This window comes from Bradyrhizobium campsiandrae (assembly GCF_014529705.1).
Lineage (GTDB): Bacteria > Pseudomonadota > Alphaproteobacteria > Rhizobiales > Xanthobacteraceae > Bradyrhizobium > Bradyrhizobium campsiandrae.
Genome location: NZ_JAANIH010000045.1, coordinates 46,352 through 65,753 on the forward strand (window position 1 = coordinate 46,352; position 19,402 = coordinate 65,753).

Annotated in this window: 16 protein-coding genes; 1 reads left to right on the top strand and 15 read right to left on the bottom strand. The window is 65.5% G+C overall.

What is annotated here, in order from left to right:
- Positions 1-39 precede the first annotated feature (39 nt).
- The 10 genes from dxr to G8O24_RS28510 all read right to left on the bottom strand — a co-directional run bounded on the left by dxr (position 40) and on the right by G8O24_RS28510 (position 14,006).
- Positions 40-1,263, bottom strand: coding sequence for a 1-deoxy-D-xylulose-5-phosphate reductoisomerase (gene dxr / locus G8O24_RS28465; RefSeq protein WP_188105151.1), 1,224 nt, complete (start codon positions 1,261-1,263; stop codon positions 40-42).
- A 4-nt stretch (positions 1,264-1,267) separates the two neighbouring features.
- The gene (locus tag G8O24_RS28470; RefSeq protein WP_188105153.1) at positions 1,268-2,110 is read right to left on the bottom strand and encodes a phosphatidate cytidylyltransferase; all 843 of its coding nucleotides are present in this window, start codon (positions 2,108-2,110) and stop codon (positions 1,268-1,270) included.
- Positions 2,107-2,865, bottom strand: a complete 759-nt coding sequence (locus G8O24_RS28475) for an isoprenyl transferase (RefSeq protein WP_188105155.1) — start codon at positions 2,863-2,865, stop codon at positions 2,107-2,109. Before G8O24_RS28475 ends, G8O24_RS28470 begins: the two co-directional genes overlap by 4 nt.
- 12 nt (positions 2,866-2,877) lie before the next feature.
- Positions 2,878-3,441: a ribosome recycling factor gene (gene frr, locus G8O24_RS28480; RefSeq protein ID WP_128951567.1), complete on the bottom strand. Its 564-nt coding sequence runs from the start codon at positions 3,439-3,441 to the stop codon at positions 2,878-2,880.
- Positions 3,442-3,509: 68 nt separating this feature from the next.
- The gene (pyrH, locus tag G8O24_RS28485) at positions 3,510-4,226 is read right to left on the bottom strand and encodes a UMP kinase (RefSeq protein WP_188105157.1); all 717 of its coding nucleotides are present in this window, start codon (positions 4,224-4,226) and stop codon (positions 3,510-3,512) included.
- Between the two features lie 61 nt (positions 4,227-4,287).
- Entirely contained in the window at positions 4,288-5,211 is a 924-nt protein-coding gene (gene tsf / locus G8O24_RS28490) for a translation elongation factor Ts (RefSeq protein WP_188105159.1), read from the bottom strand.
- 135 nt (positions 5,212-5,346) lie between these two features.
- Positions 5,347-6,342, bottom strand: a complete 996-nt coding sequence (locus G8O24_RS28495) for a 30S ribosomal protein S2 (protein WP_188105161.1) — start codon at positions 6,340-6,342, stop codon at positions 5,347-5,349.
- Between the two features lie 208 nt (positions 6,343-6,550).
- Positions 6,551-9,016, bottom strand: a complete 2,466-nt coding sequence (locus G8O24_RS28500) for a caspase family protein (protein WP_188105163.1) — start codon at positions 9,014-9,016, stop codon at positions 6,551-6,553.
- A 242-nt stretch (positions 9,017-9,258) separates the two neighbouring features.
- Complete coding sequence (gene dnaE / locus G8O24_RS28505) at positions 9,259-12,762, bottom strand: DNA polymerase III subunit alpha (protein ID WP_188105197.1); 3,504 nt, start codon at positions 12,760-12,762, stop codon at positions 9,259-9,261.
- 524 nt (positions 12,763-13,286) lie between these two features.
- Complete coding sequence (locus tag G8O24_RS28510; protein WP_188105165.1) at positions 13,287-14,006, bottom strand: outer membrane protein; 720 nt, start codon at positions 14,004-14,006, stop codon at positions 13,287-13,289.
- A gap of 343 nt (positions 14,007-14,349) precedes the next feature.
- Between G8O24_RS28510 and G8O24_RS28515 the strand changes: the two genes are divergently transcribed.
- Positions 14,350-14,574, top strand: a complete 225-nt coding sequence (locus G8O24_RS28515; protein ID WP_244646031.1) for a DUF3551 domain-containing protein — start codon at positions 14,350-14,352, stop codon at positions 14,572-14,574.
- Between the two features lie 16 nt (positions 14,575-14,590).
- On the opposite strand, the gene G8O24_RS28520 is transcribed toward G8O24_RS28515, so the two are convergent.
- The 5 genes from G8O24_RS28520 to G8O24_RS28540 all read right to left on the bottom strand — a co-directional run bounded on the left by G8O24_RS28520 (position 14,591) and on the right by G8O24_RS28540 (position 19,347).
- Entirely contained in the window at positions 14,591-15,409 is an 819-nt protein-coding gene (locus tag G8O24_RS28520; RefSeq protein WP_188105168.1) for a transglutaminase-like domain-containing protein, read from the bottom strand.
- Positions 15,410-15,569: 160 nt separating this feature from the next.
- The gene (locus G8O24_RS28525) at positions 15,570-16,427 is read right to left on the bottom strand and encodes a DMT family transporter (protein WP_188105170.1); all 858 of its coding nucleotides are present in this window, start codon (positions 16,425-16,427) and stop codon (positions 15,570-15,572) included.
- A gap of 71 nt (positions 16,428-16,498) precedes the next feature.
- Positions 16,499-17,047 carry a TetR/AcrR family transcriptional regulator gene (locus G8O24_RS28530; protein WP_438503270.1) on the bottom strand — a complete coding sequence of 183 codons (549 nt, stop codon included), beginning with the start codon at positions 17,045-17,047 and terminating at the stop codon, positions 16,499-16,501.
- 167 nt (positions 17,048-17,214) lie between these two features.
- On the bottom strand, positions 17,215-18,204 hold the full coding sequence (locus G8O24_RS28535; RefSeq protein ID WP_244646032.1) for a serine hydrolase domain-containing protein: 990 nt from the start codon (positions 18,202-18,204) through the stop codon (positions 17,215-17,217).
- 369 nt (positions 18,205-18,573) lie between these two features.
- Positions 18,574-19,347, bottom strand: coding sequence for a helix-turn-helix transcriptional regulator (locus G8O24_RS28540; RefSeq protein ID WP_188105175.1), 774 nt, complete (start codon positions 19,345-19,347; stop codon positions 18,574-18,576).
- Positions 19,348-19,402 lie beyond the last annotated feature (55 nt).

A 19,402-nucleotide genomic window follows, 5' to 3' on the forward strand; every position in this document is an offset into this window, starting at 1 on the left:
TCCCTCACCCAGCGCCGCTGGGCCCTGGCCCCGAATTAACTAGGATGCCTTTAAGGCAATTTGAGGCAATAGGGCGGCAGCTTTATTTCGCGAAACATGGTCAACGTTTATTGCATCATCGGCTGATGTCATGGGGCCATGGTTCCCGCCCCGGACCCAATCCTCCAGCGTCGCCTCGACCAGCCGGGCAATCGCGCCGAACCGGATCTTGCCGGCGATGAAGGCCGCGACCGCGACCTCGTTGGCGGCATTGTAGACGGTGGTCGCCCCCTTCCCGTGCCGGAGCGAATCGAAGGCCAGGCGAAGGCCAGGGAATCGCTCGAAGTCGGGCGCCTCGAAGGTCAGCTGGCCGATCTTGGCGAGATCGAGCTTGGCCGCCGGTCCCTTGATCCGGTCGGGCCAGCCCAGGCAATGGGCGATCGGCGTGCGCATGTCAGGCGAGCCGAGCTGGGCCACCACCGAGCGGTCGGAGAACTCCACCATGCCGTGGATGATCGATTGCGGATGCACCAGCACGTCGATCTCGTCGGGCGAAAGCGCGAACAGATAGGATGCCTCGATCACCTCGAGCCCCTTGTTCATCATCGACGCGGAATCGATCGTGATCTTCTGGCCCATGCTCCAGTTCGGATGCTTCAGGGCCTGCGCGAGGGTCGCCTGTTCGATGTCGGCGCTCTTCCAGGTCCGGAACGGACCGCCCGAGGCGGTGATGATGACGCGGACCAGCTCGTCGCGATTGCCCGAGGCCAGCGCCTGAAACAGCGCGTTGTGCTCGGAATCAGCCGGCAGAATGCAGGCGCCCGCCTTGGCCGCGCGCTGCATGAAGAAATCTCCGGCGCAAACCAGGCATTCCTTGTTGGCGAGCGCGACATGCGCGCCGCGATCGACCGCGGCGAGAGCCGGCTTCAGCCCGGCTGCGCCGCTCACCGCCGCCATCACCCAATCGGCCGGACGCGCGCCCGCCTCGATCACAGCGCTTTCGCCGGCGCCGCATTCGGTGCTCGTGCCCGCAAGCGCGGCCTTGAGCTCGGCGAGCTTGGTGCTGTCTGCGATCGCGACGAAGCGCGCGGAGAATTCCTTCGCGAGCTTGGCCAGCGCCTCGACATTGCTGTTCGCCGTCAGGGCTTCGACGCGATAGCGGTCGGGCGAGGCGCGCAGCAGATCCATCGTGCTGTCGCCGATCGAGCCGGTGGCGCCGAGGACGGTGACGCTGCGAATGTCGGACGCAGCAGGCTTGTTGTTACGCAAAGGGACTGCGCTCATATCCTCACCAAACCATAAGACCGCTTCCGGCGCTATGCACACCATGGCGAAGGAAGCCGATAATCCATGCCGCCAGGATGGCGGCGACAAAGCCGTCCAGGCGGTCCAAGAGCCCGCCATGGCCGGGTATTAAGTGACTGGAATCCTTGACGCCGAAGCGCCTCTTCACCGCGGATTCGAACAGATCGCCACCTTGCGAGACCATCGACAGGATGGCGCTGACGGCAAGCAATGGAACCGCCTTTCCGATGCCGAATGCCGCAAATCCCGACGCGACCGCAAGGCTTGCTGCAAACCCGCCGAATGCGCCGGCCCAGGTCTTCTTGGGGCTGACGCGCGGCCACAGCTTCGGTCCGCCGATGCCGCGGCCGGCGAAATAACCGCCGATGTCGGTCGCCCACACCACGAGCAGCACGAACATCAGCGCGGAAAAACCGTGCGCGAGATCCTTGCGTACCAGGATCGAGGCCAGCAGCGCCGCGGATGCATAGGCAAAACCGGTCGCAGCCCAGATGAACTTGCCGCCCGCGATCAGCGCCACGATCACCCCGCCGACACAGCCGACGACGATGGCAGTCTTGAGCGCGCCGGCGGCAACGCAAAGGCCCATCATGGCGATGACGACTGTCCCTGCTCCGGTCAGCGCGGTGGATCCCGCACCCACCACCATCAGCCATTCAGTGAAGAGACCGATCGACACCAGGGTGACGCAAAGCGCCCACAGCCAGCCGCCGGCATAGGCCAGCGCGATCGCAACCGGCGCAAGCACCAGCGCTGCGAGGACTCGCATCACGAGATTGCTTGGAGCGGGCGCAGAGCCCGCCGGTGCGGCGTCGGGTTCGCTCACGAGGCTGATTTCGCGACCAGGCCGCCGAAACGGCGCTCGCGCTTGGCGAATTCGGCGACCGCGCTTTCGAGCGCCGCCTTGTCGAAATCGGGCCAGTGCACCGGCACGAACACGAGCTCGCTATAGGCGGCCTGCCACATCAGGAAGTTGGACAGGCGCTGCTCGCCGCTGGTGCGGATGATGAGATCGGGATCGGGAATGTCGGGCGCATCGAGATGGGCGCCGAGCGTATCGGCGTCGATCGTTTCAGGGGCGCGCTTGCCATCCGCGACTTCGCGCGCGAGCTTCTGTGCCGCTTTCGCAATCTCCTGCCGCGAGCCATAATTGAAGGCGACGACGAGCGTGAGGCGGGTGTTGTCGCGCGTCAACTCCTCGGCCTCGTTGAGCAGCGCGCAGATGTCGCCCTCGAGCCCTTCGCGCTCGCCGATGATGCGCACCTTGACGCCGTCGCGATGCAGGCTCGCGAGGTCGTTGCGGATGAAACGCCTGAGCAGGCCGAAGAGATCGCCGATCTCACTCGCCGGGCGCGACCAGTTCTCGGAACTGAACGAGAAGATGGTGAGATAGCGGATACCGAGCTCGTGCGAAGCGCGCACCACGCGGCGCAAGGCTTCCACGCCGCGGCGATGCCCCTCCGCGCGCGGCAATCCGCGCGCGGCCGCCCAGCGCCCATTGCCATCCATGATGATGGCGACGTGCGCAGGCGCGTCGGACCGGTCGGGTCCTTCCGTTGCAGGCGCGGCGGCGTTGGACATGGAAAAGAAGCCTTAAACGGTGAGGATTTCTTTTTCCTTGGCGGCCAGCAGCTGGTCGATCTCGGTGATGGTGCCGTCGGTCGCCTTCTGCACCTCGTCGGCGTGACGCTTCTGATCGTCTTCCGACATTTCGTGATTCTTCTCGAGCTTCTTCAGGACGTCGAGACCGTCGCGGCGGACGTGACGCGCGGCGACCTTGGCGGCTTCGGCATATTTGTGCGCGACCTTGACCAGCTCCTTGCGGCGCTCCTCGTTGAGCTCGGGGATGCGCAGGCGCAGCACCTGACCTTCGGTCGCCGGCGACAGGCCGAGATTGGAATCGACGATCGCCTTCTCCACCGCCTTGACCATCGACTTGTCCCAGACCTGCACGGAGATCAGGCGCGGCTCGGGCACGCTGACGGTGGCGAGCTGATTGAGCGGCATGTGGCTGCCATAAGCATCGACCTGCACCGGATCGAGCATCGAGGCCGATGCGCGGCCCGTGCGCAGGCCGCCCAGCTCGTGCTTGAGCGAGGCGACCGCGCCCTGCATGCGGCGCTTCACTTCGTTGAGGTCGAAATTACCCGTGGCCATCACGTTTCTCCTTCAATATCCCGGCGACCTCACCCAAGCCCCTGCTGCGGGGCGCACCAGATGAGCCGTCAGCCGGCGACAACAGTCCCGTGGCCGGCGCCGCGTAGAATCGCGCCGATCGACCCCGGCTCCGCGATCGAAAATACGATGATAGGCAGCGACGTCTCGCGGGCAAGTGCGAAGGCGGTCGCATCCATCACCTTGTAGCCGCCCGCGATCGCCTGCGAATGGGTCAGCCGGTCGAACCGTGTGGCGGACGGATCCTTCTTCGGATCGGCCGAGTAGACGCCGTCGACATTGGTCGCCTTGAGCACCGCCTCGGCGCCGATCTCGGCGGCGCGCAGCACCGCCGTCGTATCCGTGGTGAAGAACGGATTGCCGGTTCCACCGCCGAGCAGCAGGATCCGGCCTTCGGCGAGGTATTTGTGCGCCGCGGTGCGGGTGAACAGCTCGGAGACCTCGGGCATGACGAAAGCCGAGAGCGCCCTCGCCGGCGCACCTTTGCGCTCGATCGTGGCTTCGAGCGCGAGGCAGTTCATCATGGTGGCAAGCATACCCATGGTGTCGCCGGTCGGACGCGACACCCCGCGCGAGGACACCTCGACGCCGCGGAAGATGTTGCCGCCGCCGATCACGACCGCCACCTCGCATCCGAGCTGGCGGGCCGCGATCAGATCGTCCGCAACCCGGTCCATGGTCGGCTGATCGATGCCGAAACCCTGCTGTCCCGCGAGGAATTCGCCGGACAGCTTGATCACGACGCGACGATAGACAGGATCAGTCATGAGCACTTTCCTTGTCCGGGCGTCGCTTCCGGCGGCACGCCGGAAGGAGGTGTTCCGGCGCTTACTTCTTGCCGCTGGCCGCCGCGACCTCGGCTGCGAAGTCGGATTCCTGCTTCTCGATGCCCTCGCCGAGCGCATAGCGGACGAAGCCCGAGATCTTCACGGGACCGCCGACCTTGCCTTCGGCCTCCTTCACCGCCTGCGCCACCGACTTGCCGGTGTCGTGGATGAAGGCCTGCTCGAGCAGGCAGACTTCCTTGTAGTAGGTCTTCAGCCCGGACTCGACGATCTTCTCGATCACGTTCTCCGGCTTGCCCTGCTGGCGATATTTGTCGGCGAGCACGTCCTTCTCACGCTTCACGACGGCCGGATCGAGGCCGGTCGGATCGAGCGCAAGCGGGTTGGCGGCCGCGACATGCATCGCAAGCTGGCGGCCGAGGCTTGCAAGCTCGTCGGCCTTGCCGGACGATTCCAGCGCCACGAGCACGCCCATCTTGCCGGCGCCCTCGACGACCGCACCGTGGACATAGCTCGACACCACGCCCTGGCTCACTTCCAGGGACGCTGCGCGGCGCAGCGTCATGTTCTCGCCGATGGTGGCGATCGCATCGTTGATAGCGGCTTCCACCGTGACGTCGCCGACCTTGGCGGCCTTGATCTTCTCGACATCGGCGCCGGCGTCGAAAGCGACCTGGGCCACCATCTTGACCAGCCCCTGGAACTGGCCGTTGCGCGCGACGAAGTCGGTCTCGGAGTTGACCTCGACCACCACGCCCTTGCCACCCTTGGTGAGCGCGCCGATCAGGCCCTCGGCCGCGACGCGGCCCGACTTCTTGGCGGCCTTCGACAGGCCCTTCTTGCGCAGCCAGTCCTGCGCCGCTTCCATGTTGCCGTCGTTTTCGGTCAGCGCGGCCTTGCAGTCCATCATGCCTGCGCCGGTGGATTCGCGCAGATCCTTGACCATCGCAGCTGTGATCGTTGCCATTTGAAAATCCTTCTTGCCTGCCGGTTTGCCGCGGCGCGGCTTCCGATCGCCCCGCCGCGGTCCATCTCAGGAATTCGCGTCAACTGAATGAAATGGTGGCCGGATCCTATCCGGCCAACGCATCGCTCGCTTTGACTATTCCGCTTCCGCGGTCAGCGCCTTGGCCTTGGCCACCCAGGCATCCGCGCGGCTCGGCAGACCGACTTCTTCGCCGATCGTGTGCGCGGTGTCGTGGTCGAGCTCGGCGAGCTGCCAATAGTGGAAGATGCCGAGGTCGTTGAACTTCTTCTCGATCGCACCCGACACGCCCGGGAGCTTCTTGAGGTCGTCGGCGGTGCCACGGGGACCGGCAAGGCCCTGGAAGCCGCTCGAGGACGCAGCCGGCAGCTCTTCGGCGACCGGACGGACCGAAGCGCCGACGTCGACGCCCGACTCGCCCTGAGCGCGCGAGATGCCGTCGATCGCGGCACGTGCGATCAGGTCGCAATACAGCGAGATCGCGCGACCGGCGTCATCATTGCCCGGCACCACATAGGTGATGCCCTTCGGATCGGAATTGGTATCGACGATCGCGGCGACTGGGATGTTGAGCCGCTGGGCTTCCTGGATCGCGATGTCTTCCTTGTTGGTGTCGATCACGAAGATCATGTCGGGCAGACCGCCCATGTCCTTGATGCCACCGAGCGAGCGATCGAGCTTGTCGCGCTCGCGCTGGAGCGTCAGACGCTCCTTCTTGGTGTAGGAATTGGCTTCGCCGCCGGCCAGCACTTCGTCGAGGTGACGCAGACGCTTGATCGAGGCCGAGATCGTCTTCCAGTTGGTCAGCGTGCCGCCGAGCCAGCGCGAATTGACGAAATACTGCGCGCAGCGCTTGGCCGCGTCCGCAACACCGTCCTGCGCCTGGCGTTTGGTGCCGACGAACAGGATGCGGCCGCCCTTGGCAACCGTGTCGCTGACGGCCTGGAGGGCCTGGTGCAGCATCGGCACGGTCTGGGCGAGGTCGACGATGTGAATGTTGTTACGGGTGCCGAAAATGAACGGAGCCATTTTCGGATTCCAGCGGTGAGACTGGTGGCCAAAGTGCACGCCGGCTTCGAGCAGCTGACGCATAGTGAAATCGGGTAGTGCCATCGTTTTGATTCTCCGGTTGGTTCCTCCGGAAGCGTGTGAGCAAAACGGAGCGTTGTCGCCCCGGCTGCCACCGGACGGCCTTGTGAGCCATGCTTCCGTGTGAGATGGCGCGCTATATAGCGCCATTTCGGCCAGAAGCAAGGAAATAAGGGCCTTCCGGGGCCTTACCGCCCGCGAAAGGCCCTTTCAGGCATTTCCGCCCTGCCCGCTAGCACCTCGGCTGGTTGGGCGGGCATTTTTTCGCCGCTGGCGGCGGCGCCGGCGGCCGCGGTGGCGGCGCGACCGGACGCGGCGGCGGAGCAGCAACGATCCGAGGCGGTGGCGGCGGCGCCGGCCTTGCCACTGGCGGTGGGGCCGGCCGGGCGACGGCAACCGGCGGCGGCGGCCGTACGGCGGCGACGGGCGGGCGCGGTGGCGGCGCGGCCACCCGCGGCGCCGGAGGCGGCGTCGGCCGTGCCAGCGCCTGCGGGTGCGGCGCTACCGGCGGCGGCCTTGTCACCTGCGCGGGCGATGGCGTCGCAGTCCGCAGGCCCTGCGGCTTGATCTGCTCCCGGCTCGTGATCGGCGGCGAAGGCTGCGTCGGCTTGCCATTGGTGATGGTTGTCGTGGTCAGGGGCGGTTTACCCGCCGGGGTCGTGGTTGGTGGCGTGACGGCCGGCTCATGCGCCAGGGATTTCGCGTGCGGATCCGTCCCGCCGCTCGCCGGCGCCTGCCCGACGGGTGGCTTGGCGACTGGTGTCGTCGTGGCGGTGGCCGGAGCCGTCGTGGTGGGCGGCGCTGGCACTGCATTGGGATGGACCTGTGGCGGACCGCCGGCGGGCGCCGTTGCCGTGTTGGGATGCGCCGGCGAGGTGCCGCCAGCCGGTGCCGTCGCGGTCGAAGCGCCCCCACCTTTCGGCGCCTGGAGTCCTGGCTGCGATCCCGTCCCGGCCGACGCGGGCCCCGTCTTCGAGTCCGGAAGCGGCAGCGCATGGCCCTGCAGCGGCGTTGAGGTCGAAGCGTTGTTCGGTGCGAAATTGGCCTTGGCGGGGACGATCGTTCCCGGCTTTGCCGTCGGGTTGTTGACGAAAGCCTGCTGGCTCTGGTTGAGCTGCGTCGGGTTCTTCTGAACCTCCAGCGCCTTGTTCTGAACGATCGGAGGGACGTGGGTTGTGGCGCCCGCCGTGGTGGTGCCTGCGGCGACGGATACGGCGGCCGTCACGTTACCCGGCGGCGGCGGCGGCACCGGCCGGTTGATCACGGTGTTGATGACCGTGGTGTTGTGAATGTTGTTGACGATGATGTTGTTCGGCGGCGGCGCAACATAGACCGGCGGATTGTAAAACGCCGGGATCGGCACGAACACCGGCTGCGGCAGCACGAACAGGCCGACCACCGGCAACGGCGGCGGCAGCACCACGAAGTCAGGCGGCGGCGGCGGGCAGAAATAGACCGGCGGCGGCGGTGGCGGCGCAAAGCCGAAATCCGGGTCGCTGAAATACAGCACGGGCCGGTCGACATAGACCACCTCGGCGGGCGGCGGCGGCGGCACGTCGTAGTCCATCATCGCAAAAGTCGGCGGCGGCTCGAGCGGCGCTGTCAGGATCGCGAGCCTGCGCCTTGCATCGCCCGCATGGGGGCCGCGCGGATAGCGGCGCAGATACGACCAATAGGCGTCCGGCGTGTCGGCGCGATAGGTGCGCCGCCAGGTGATCGCCTCGCGGCGCGCGGCCACGATCGCCATCACGCGCTTGGCAAGGGGATCGCCGGGATAGGCGGCGAGAAATTCCTCATAGGCCGGCAGCGTGTCGCGCTCGAGTGCGGCCGCATAGGCATCCTGTACGCCCAGATCGCGGATCGGCTTGCTGCGGATCGCAGCGACCTGGTCGGGCGCGGCCGCCGGTGGCGGCGCGTCGGGCGCGCGCTCGAAGAAGGTGAATTGCGCGCTGACCTTCTGATCATCCCAAGGCACCTGCGCGCCCTTGGAGTTCTCATTGACGCGCAGGCGAACGCGGTCGAACACCTCCGGCAGAGACAGCCCGCCGGTGCGGATCATTTCGGCGAGCGACTGCGCGTAGATGCCGTAGGGTCCCGGCTCCTCCGGCGCCACCGTGCCCGGCGCCGCATTGAACGCGATCAGCATGTTCGGATCCGGCTCGACCAACGCGAGCCCGCTGGCGATCGGCTGCTGGCCGCCCTCGACGAAGGGCTGCGCGCGCGCGGCGTCGAGCACGATGATGTTGGCCTTGAGCGGAATGGCGGCGAGCTGGCGGGCATAGTCGCTGATGCGCAGCGCTTCCGTCGGGATGTCGGTGTCACGGCTGATGTTGGAATCGACCGGAATGAAATAGTTCTCGCCGGCAAGCTGCACGCCGTAGCCGGCAAGATAGATCATCGCGACCGTGCCGGGTCCGGAGGCCTGCGCCTTCTGGATGAAATCGCGAAGGCTCTTGCGCAGCGTGTCGCCGTCGAGATCGCGCGCGCCGACCACGTCGAAGCCTGCCGCCTGCAGCGTCTGGGCGATCAGGCCGGCGTCGTTGGCGGCGGTCGCCAGCGGCGACTTCGAATAGGCGCCGTTGCCGACCACGAGTGCGATGCGCTTTTCCTGCTGCTGCGCTTGCGCCGGAGCAATCGCGCCTGCAACGAGCAGGATCGGTAGAAGGAAGCAGAGGAAGGCCTTGGTTGTCCCGCGCATGGCTTGCTTGCCCGTTATTGTTGTTGAGTGTCCACCACGCATGAGACGCGCGGCCGGCTGAACGGCAGTTGAACGAAAGGCTCGGATTGAGGCGGCGGCATGGCACCTGCCCCGGCTCGGCGGCTTGCGTCAGCTCCGCGTCAGCTTCCGCTTATGCGTCAGCCTTAGCCTTGCGCCGGCGGTTCCGGCGACGAGCCAGTCGATGCCGTTGGCGCGCCGGCGGACCCGAGGCGCAAGCACGGCTAGATCTGCTGCACGTCCACGACGCCCGCGACAGCCTTGATGGCGCCGGCGATCTGCGGCGAGACCTTGAAGCGGCCGGGCAGCTTCATCTCGACCTCGGTCTCGAGGTCGAGCATCATCACCAGCGAGACCTCGCCGTCGCCATTGGAGCGCGGCGCGATGGCGGGACTGCCGATCTTTGGCGCGCCGCCGCTTGCGCCCGCGCCCTCCGGGCCGGCCAGACGTTTGGCGATCGAGTCGAGCGGCTTGGTGTCGCGCACGAAGATGCGCAGGCCCTTCTGCGTCTTGGCGGCGGCATCATCCAGCGGCTCGGCATGCAGCACGCGGGCGCGGACATCCTCGCCCTGGAGTTCCGCACCGAGCTGGAGCAGCACGGCCGCGCCAGGCTCCAGCACGTCGCGATATTGCGCAAGCCCTTCCGAGAACAGCACCGCCTCGAAATGGCCCGTGGGATCGGACAGTCCCATGATGCCCATCTTGTTGCCGGTCTTGGTGCGCCGCTCCATGCGCGACACCACCGTGGCTGCGACCTTGCCGGCGGTGGCGCCGGTCTTCACCGCGCGCGAGAATTCCGCCCATGACTGCACCCGCAGCCGCTTCAGCACGGTGGCGTAATCGTCGAGCGGATGGCCCGAGAGGAAGAAGCCGACCGCATCGTATTCGCGCCGGAGTTTCTCGGCCGGCAGCCACGGCTCGATCTGCGGCAGCATGATGGTCGGCGCGTCGGGCGCCATGCCGAACATGTCGTTCTGGCCGCTGGTCTCGGCCTGATGCGCGCGCTGGCAGGCGGCCAGGATCGAGTCCGCACCGGCGAACACGCGGGCGCGGTTCGGCTCCAGCGTGTCGAACGCGCCGGCGGCGGCGAGACTCTCGATGATGCGCTTGTTGATCGCGCGCGGATTGACGCGCGCGGCGAAATCGGCGAGCGAGGTGAACAGGCCCCGCTTGGTCCGCTCCTCGATGATCTGGTCGATGGCCTGGATGCCGACGCCCTTCAGCGCAGCGAGCGCGTAGTAGATGACCTTGTCGCCGACCTCGAAGGTCGCCCCGGAGCGGTTGATGTTCGGCGGCTCGACCTTGATGCCGAGGCGCTGCGCCTCGGACCGGAATTCGGAGAGCTTGTCCGTGTTGTTCAGATCGAGCGTCATCGACGCCGCGATGAACTCCACCGGATAATGCGCCTTCATGTAGGCGGTGTGATAGGACACCAGCGCATAGGCCGCCGCGTGGCTCTTGTTGAAGCCGTAGTCGGCGAACTTGGCGAGCAGTTCGAAGATGGTCTCGGCCTGTGCCTTCGGCACGCCGTTCTTGACCGCGCCCGCGACGAAGATGTCGCGCTGCTTGTCCATCTCGGCGCGGATCTTCTTGCCCATGGCGCGGCGCAAGAGGTCGGCGTCGCCGAGCGAATAGCCCGACATCACCTGCGCGATCTGCATCACCTGTTCCTGGTAGATGATGACGCCGAAGGTCTCCTTCAGGATCGGCTCCAGCACCGGATGCAGATATTCCGGCTCCTCGTCGCCATGCTTGCGCGCGCAATAGGTCGGGATGTTCGCCATCGGGCCCGGGCGGTAGAGCGCGACCAGCGCGATGATGTCTTCGAAACGGTCGGGCCGCATGTCGATCAGCGCGCGCCGCATGCCCTGGCTTTCAACCTGGAACACGCCGACCACGTCGCCGCGCGCCAACATCTGGTAGCTCTCGGCATCATCGATCGGCAATGTGGCGAGATCGACATGGATGCCCCGCGGCTTCAACAGCTTCACCGCGACGTCCAGCACGGTGAGCGTCTTCAGGCCGAGGAAGTCGAATTTGACGAGGCCCGCCGGCTCGACCCATTTCATGTTGAACTGGGTCACCGGCATGTCGGATTTGGGATCGCGGTAGAGCGGCACGAGCTCGCTCAAGGGGCGATCGCCGATGACGATGCCGGCCGCGTGCGTCGAGGCGTGACGCGTCAGCCCTTCGAGGCGCTGGGCGATGTCGAAGGCGCGCGCCACCACCGGATCTTCGTCGCGGAACGCCTGCAGCTTCGGCTCGCTCTCGATCGCGGCGGCCAGCGTCACCGGCGCGGCCGGGTTCTGCGGCACCAGCTTGGTCAGCTTGTCGACCTGGCCGTAGGGCATCTGCAGCACACGGCCGACGTCGCGCAGCACGCCGCGTGCCTGCAGCGTACCGAAGGTGATGATCTGCGCGACCTGGTCGCGGCCGTAGCGCTGCTGCACGTACTGGATCACCTCGCCGCGGCGGTCCTGGCAGAAGTCGATGTCGAAGTCCGGCATCGAGACGCGCTCGGGATTGAGGAAGCGCTCGAACAGCAGGCCGAACTTGATCGGGTCGAGGTCGGTGATGGTCAGCGCCCACGCCACCAGCGAGCCTGCGCCCGAGCCGCGGCCCGGCCCGACCGGGATGCCCTGGCTCTTCGCCCATTTGATGAAGTCGGACACGATCAGGAAGTAGCCCGCGTATTTCATGCGCATGATGACGTCGAGCTCGAACGCCAGGCGCTTGTTGTAATCCTCCTCCGTCGTGCCCTGCGACAGGCCGTGGACACGCAGGCGGTTGGCGAGCCCCTCCTCCGCCTGCCGCTTCAATTCGGCGGCCTCGACCGCGGCGGCGTCCGTGCTTGCCGCCGCGCCGACGGTGAAGAACGGCAGGATCGGCTTGCGCGTCAGGGGGCGGAAGGAGCAGCGCTCCGCGATCTCGACGGTGGAGGCCAGCGCCTCCGGGATGTCGGCGAACAGCACCGCCATCTCGGCGCGGGTCTTGAAGCGGTGATCGGGCGTGAGCTGGACGCGATCGGTCTCGGCGATCAGCCGTCCGCCGGCAATGCAGAGCAGCGCATCATGCGCCTCGTAATCGTCGGTCGCGGCAAAATATGGCTCGTTGGTCGCGACCAGCGGCAGGCCTTTGGCATAGGCGATGTCGATCAGCCCGCTCTCGATGCGCCGTTCCTTGTCGACGTTGTGGCGCTGCAGTTCGACATAGAGGCGGTCGCCGAACAGGCCGGCCAGACGTTCGCAGCGCGCAGCCGCGACCTCGGCCTGGCCGCTCGCAAGCGCGAGCGAGATCGGGCCGTCGGGTCCACCGGTCAGCGCGATCAGGCCTTCGGTCTCGCCGTCGAACCAATCGAACTTGATAAAGGGGGCGTGGCTGTCGGGCGTTTCGAGGAAGGCGCGCGAATTGAGCCGCATCAGGCTGCGATAGCCGCGCTCTTGCGCCGCCAGCAGCACGATGCGCGAGGGCGGCAGCGCGTTGCGCGCGTTGGGGTCCTGATCGGCGAAATCGACCGCGAGTTCCAGTCCGACGATCGGCTGGATGCCGTAGCCGGCCATCTTGTCGGAGAATTCGAGCGCACCGAACAGATTGTCGGTGTCGGTCAGCGCCAGTGCCGGCTGGTGGTCCTTTTTCGCAAGCTCGCCGAGCTTGGCGATCTTGATCGAGCCCTTGAGCAGCGAATAGGCCGAGTGAACGTGAAGGTGAACAAATCCGGCGCTCGGCATGGTCGCGTGACGGCCTCTTGCAGATGGGTTGGAGCGGTCGCCGGCGGTCGAGGCATGCTTCACTACCCGGCCGACTCGCCTCCCAATGGTGGGGGCTGGCCGCCCCAGAGTCCACGCCCGAGCCGGCGCTTTGCCGTCTCATCCCGCTTTTCCCCAAGGGCGCTGAGAAGTGCGCTGAGAAGTGCCTCGAGAGGGTTCCCAAGCATCGGTTCACAAAACCGCAGGTCCAGCGTCGCAGCATCAAAGCTGCGGAATCACCTGGGCCCAGATCGCGATCATCCCGACGAACAGCGCGATCGAGGTCAGTGCAGCGGCTTCTTCCACGAAAATCCTGAACATGGCTTGCTCCATCACCAGAACGTATGAAGAACATTGTTCTCATTTCGTTCCGGGGAGTCAAGCGCTCGCAGCTTGCTCCAAGCAAAATGGTTAACTCGCTGAACTCACTCAACAAAAAAGCCCCGGCGCAAGGCCGGGGCTTTCAGCAACCGCTCTTTTCAGAGCGGCTGTTCTCAGTACTTCGCTCAGTACTTGGCGATGATCGGGCCGCCGAACTTGTAGTTCAGGCGGACGAGACCCATGTCGACGTCCTGACGGATACGATCGGTCTTCAGGCCGGCGAAGGTCACATCCTTGTCCGACAGGAAGATGTGGTTGTATTCCACACCCACCGACCAGTTCGGCGCAAAGCCGTACTCGAGGCCGGCGCCGACCGTGCCGCCCCAGCGGGTGTCGCTGTTGGAGGCGAGCAGACCGCCGGTTGCAGTGCTGAACACTTCGTTCTTGATGCCGACGACGGCCGCACCGCCCTTGGCGTAGATGAGCACGTTGTTCCAGGCGTAGCCGACCTGACCGGTGATCAGACCGAACGAATCGATCTTGGTGCGATTGCGCTGGGCCAGCAGCGCGCTGGTGTTGTCGCCGGTGAAGTCGGCCCAGTTGCCCTGGCCTTCCACGCCGAACACCCACTGCCCCGACTGCCAGCGATAGCCGACCTGGCCACCGACCGTACCGCCGGTCGCATCGTGCGAGCCTTCGCGACCGACGCCGGTCAGATCCCAGGTCGAGTGACCCGAAGCGCCACCGCCGTTGATACCGATGTAGAAGCCGCTCCAGTCATACACCGTGGCGATCATCGCGGGCGCCTTGGTGTAAGGACGCGCAGCGAGGTCAGCAGCCAGCGCCGGCGCAGTCGCGCTCAGCGCGACCAGGCTCACAGCAGCGAGCAACAAATTCTTGTTCATTTGAATCCCGTTCCAGTTTCGTCGTTAGGCCCCCGGGCCGTGACGACGTCATATCAATGATCGACGGAATTGCTGTAGCCGTGACGCAACAGTTCACGCCAAAGGGCCCGGCTTCATTAACGAGTGTTTAGCATGCGCGCGCGGAAACCCTTTGAAACAAGAGTTTCCCGCGATTCCAATGTCCGCTACACGAGCTGCGTTGCGCGCGCGCGTAACGACGCCGCGCGCACGATTGTGTGATTGGAGAGTCGAAAACATGCGCGCATCGTTTTGCTTCCCCATTGCCGCCATATTTCCACTCGTCTTCGCCACATTTGCACGCCTTGCGATTGGAACTTTGCTGATGGGCGTCCCCGCCTACGCGCAGACTTACGACCCGAACTTTCCGGTCTGCATGCAGATCTACGGTCCCGTCGGCTATCTCGACTGCCGCTACGGTTCCCTGGCCCAGTGCAAATTTCTCGCCGTTGGCCGCTCCGCGAGCTGCATCGTGAATCCGTATTTTGCGCAGAAGAAACCGGCAGCGCCGCACCGGTCGCGGCGTGGCGATCAGGGCGCTGATTTCTAGCGCGCCTGCTGTTCCCTCATTGCCAGGGTGGAACACGCAGCGACGGCGCGATCTCGACGGCCCCCTCCTCGCCCCGCTGCGCGAGATTATCGCAGAGCGACAGCGCCGCATCGTCCAGCGAGACATGCGGTTCGCGCGCCGCGCGCCACGTATCCCACGGCGAGGTCTCGCTCTTGGCCAGTGCGAGCAGATCACGCGCCAGGTTGACGCGCGCAAAGAACAGGCCGGTCGTTGGTCCGTGACCGAGCTGGGCGGGATCCATGGCGCCGGATCGGCATCGTGTCCAAGCCTCGATGCCCGTGATGAAGGCCGTACGCGGCACATCGGTTGGATCGAAATCGAACTTGAGACCGGTCCGGTGCGGCTCGTCGAGCTCAGCATCGACCAGACCCCAGCGCCGCTCCCCTTGCACCCAGGACTCGCACACCCAATGATCGTGGAAGGGATGCCCGGCAAAGTACGTGCCGAAACCGCATCGGACGCGGGCGGGCACGCCGTGTTGGCGCAGAACCGCGCATAGCATCAACGCGAAGTCCCGGCACGTCGCGAGCGCTCTCGACTCGCCCGGCCTTGCGATCGTCAGCGGTCTCGGGTCAATCGCCAGAAGCTGGTCCAGACGTTTCGACACAGGCAACGTGGCACGGCTCTGACCGGAAAACGCAGCAGGGTCGAATCCCTGCCGCTCGATCCAGGCCTCGTGGATCAGCAGGCCGTGCAAGATGCGGCACAGCGCTGGAATATCCAGCGGCAAGCCGCCGAGCAGAGTCGCATGTGCGCCCGGATCGCTCAGCGGGCTATGGCCGGCATAATAGTCGCAAATGGCAAGGTCACTCATGTCGAGCCTTTGTCATGACGGCGATATGACCGATCGATTTTCGTCGGGACACAATAGGCCCGCGGCGCTCCAGCGTGCCACTAAAAGTTGTGGGGGCTCGGATCGTCCTGTAATGTGATGGGCTCATGCCCCCATTTTGAGGCGACTGTCCCACACTTGCTCACGAACGAGTGCCCGCTCGCAGCTGCGTCACTGCGACGCCTGATATCGCGAGCAGCCCGCCGACGACCAGCTTTGGCGTCATATGTTCGCCGAGGAACAGCACGCTCGATATCAGGGCGAAGACCGGAAGCAGCAGGCCGTATGGCGCAACGCGGCCCATGGAGCAGCGCCCGATCAGCCAGAACCAGAGGCCGAAGCCGACAATTCCCCCGATGAAGATGGTGTAGGCCAGCGCCAGCCAGCCGCGTTCATCCGCGGCGACGAGGCTCGCGAACTGTCCATGCTCGAGCAGCAACGACATCAACAGAACCTGAGGCACCGTCAGCAGCGACGACCACCCCATCAGCATCAGCGGATCAAAGGGGCCGTAGCGCTTGGTCAAGACGTTGGACACCGCAAACGCGAACGCGGCGCCGACCACGAGCAGCAGCGGCAGTGCGTTTGCCGACAGACCGGGCCCCGCGGCCAGCACGATCACACCGACGAACGCCAGCACCACGCCACCCGACGTGACCAGGGACGGCCGCTCGGCGAGCAGCGGCCACGCCAACAGGACGGTGAACGGCGGGGCGAGTTGATATGCGACCGCCGACAGGCTTCCCGAACCGAGTCCAAGGCCGACATAGAAGAGCCCGAAGTTCAGCCCGCCGAGGAACACCGAAATGGCGGCGACAGGACCGAGCTGTTGTTGCGTCGGCCGCCGGACAAAGGGAACGAGCAGCAGCGCGATGACGAGGAAGCGCAGCGCGAGGAAGAAGAGCGGCGGAAACTCCGTCACCCCGACCTTGATGACCACGAACTGATAACCCCAAACCAAGGGAACGGCCACGGCACAGGCGATCTGGATCGCCGACATGGCGTCATTCTTTTCAAGACCATTCGGTCCAGATATGGGCGTGCGCGTCGCGGAAACGTCCATGGTCCTGCCTACCTGATGAAACGGTCGAGCAAAGCGTCGCCGGTCGCTTGCGAAATGATCCGTGTCGGCGCCGTCTTGCCGACCACCCGCATGCCTTCGACGAAACAGACGATGATGCGGGCGGCGCTCGCAGGTTCGACACCAGCAGCCAACCTGCCCGCTGCCCTCGCACGGGATAAGACATCGATCAGGCGCGCCTCCATGGCGCTGAAAAAGCCCCCGATGCGACGATCGACCTCGGCATCACGGCCAGCCAGCTCCATGGCTGTCGCGACCAGCAGGCAGCCGCGGCGACCATTGGCGCCACTGTTGCGCTCGACATAGCCGGCGAAATAGGCCCGCAAGCCGTCGAGGGGTTCTCGATCGGGCGCAAATTCGACGTCCATGCGAGCGAGGGCATCGGCAATGTAGCGATCGAGTGCAAGCAGGAACAGCGAGTGCTTGTCGCCAAAGGCGGCGTAAAGGCTGCCGCGCGAGAGCTTGGTCGCACGCAGAAGGTCCGGGAGCGCCGTGGCGTGATAGCCGCGCGTCCAGAACACGTTCATCGCACGTTCCACGGCAGCCTCCTTGTCGAACGTTCGGGGACGGCCACGGGGCGATTGCACGGGGGTTGAGTGTCGCATATCCATATATAGACCGAATGGTCTTGAAATGGCAAGAGCCCTTTCCGCTCCAGGCGGTGTTGCTTTTGCTCAAAGGCTGACGCGAGCCTCACGCTTCGCTGTCAGACCGGAGGCGGGATCGTCTGCAAGACGTCCCTGAACACGTCCATCTGCAATTTGAAAGCTTCAGCGCTATAGTCCTGATAATATCCCGCGGTCACAGCGACGACGAGGTCGAGCTCGGGGACGATACGGATCGACTGGCCACCTCGGCCGAGTGCGCCGATCCACGGGACCGGACGCCCGTTGAGGCGGGTGTGGCCCAGCCACCACAAATACCCGTAGGATTGATAGTCATTCGCCTTGAGCTTCGTTGTCGTCGAGGCATCGATCCATGCCTTGGAAACGATTTGCCGATCGTTCCAGCGGCCGCCTGCGAGGACGAGCTGGCCGATCTTCGCCATGTCGCGCGGCCGCAGGCGCAATCCCCCACCGGCATCGCTGTCTCCCTTGAATCTGCTCCACTCGAATTCGGTGATGCCCAAGGGATCGAACAGCACGCGACGCGCGAATTCATCGAGCGGACGGCCGGTGGCTTTGCGGACGATCGCCGAAAGCAGCGCAAGCGCGCCGGTGTTGTAGAAGAACTCCTGCCCGGCCGGTGCGGTCACGGGAAGGCCGAGGACATAGCGACAGGCATCCTGCGCCATGCGCATGCGCACTTCGTCGTTGTCGTCGCCTGTCGCCGGAGTGGCCTCCACCCATTTCAGGCCCATCGACATCGTGAGCAGGTGCGACAGCAGAATGCGATCCCGGTCCGGGGACCGCAGGTCGGACAATTCGGGGAAGAAGCTGAACACCGGTTCGTCGATGCTGCGTATCAGGCCCTGGTCGATCGCGATCCCGAAGACGAGCGACGCGACGCTCTTTGAGCACGATTTCAGATTATGCAGCGTATCGACGTCGAAGCTGACGTCCTTGACCCGGACGCCGAAGAAGCGGCTGGGAACCTCGTCGGATCCTTTGAAGTATCGCTCGAACGCCAATCGACCGTGACGAGCGACCAGCGCGGCGTGGATGTTGGCGCCCGAGCTTTCGAGCCGATCCGCCATCCTGCAGAGCGCGGCCAGGTCGATGTCGGTGTCTGCGTTGGCGGATGGAACGGACCAACCATCGTCACGCCTGGCAGGAGCCGGACAATTCGCCTGCGAGTCCGCGTCAACTCGCGTCCCAGCGATCGGCGTCAACGCAGCCCCGCCGAGAAGCGAAATGAATTGCCGACGTCTCATCCGGTCCCCTCGTCGACTTCGCTTTCGATCGCGGATTAATGCTACAAACTGTAGCACTTCTCTGCTTTGACCGCAATCATGGTGCGCGAGCTTCGGCTCGACAGGGCGAGCACATCGAAACAGCGCACAAGACCGGGCTTGGTCTTGCCGCCGGTCCCCACTGAGACCGCCGCGCGGCCCCGGGCCTGCCTCCTACACCGGCGTGTAGATCACGAGCTTCAGCGCGGGATCGTCGTTGGCCTGAAAGCTGGTGTGCTCGAAATGCAGCACGCCCTTGGTCGGATGGGTCATGGTCTTGCGGCCCGACAAGGTGCCATGCACCTCGTGCGCGCCCCACCATTTGACGAATTCAGGGCTGCCTTCGCGCAAGCGCGTCAGCAATTCCGTGAACGCAGGATCGCCGGCCCAAACGTCGTGGGTGGCGCGAAACATCGCGACCATGCGCTTGGCCACATCTGCCCAGCCCGCGCCGTAGGATTTGCGGGTCTTCTTGTTGGTCATCATCAATAGCAGCGTGTTGCGATCCTCCTCCGGCAGCCGCCCGAACGCGAAGATCTCCTCGGCGGCCGCATTCCAGGCCAGCACGTCCCAGCGCCGGCCGGTGATGTAGGCCGGATGCGGCAGGCTCTCGACGAGGCGCAGGATCGGCGGCGGTACGACTTCGCGAGCGAAGGGACGCCTGTCGCCGTCGCGCGCGAGATTCTTGAGATGCGCATGCTCGGTCTTGCTGAGCCGCAGCGCACGCGCCAGCGCATCGACCGTCGTGACCGACGGGCTGACGGTGCGGCCCTGCTCGAGGCGGATGTACCAGTCGACCCCGATCCCGGCGAGCTGCGCCACCTCCTCGCGGCGCAGCCCCGCGGTGCGCCGCCGCTGGCCTGCGGGAAGGCCGACCATCTTCGGCGACAGCTTTTCGCGGCGGGAGCGGAGGAAATCGCCGAATTCGACGCGGCGTGGGTCGGCCATCAGGTATTCCCGGGTGAAGCCCTTCGAGTACTAGGATAGTACCAGGCCCGCTTGG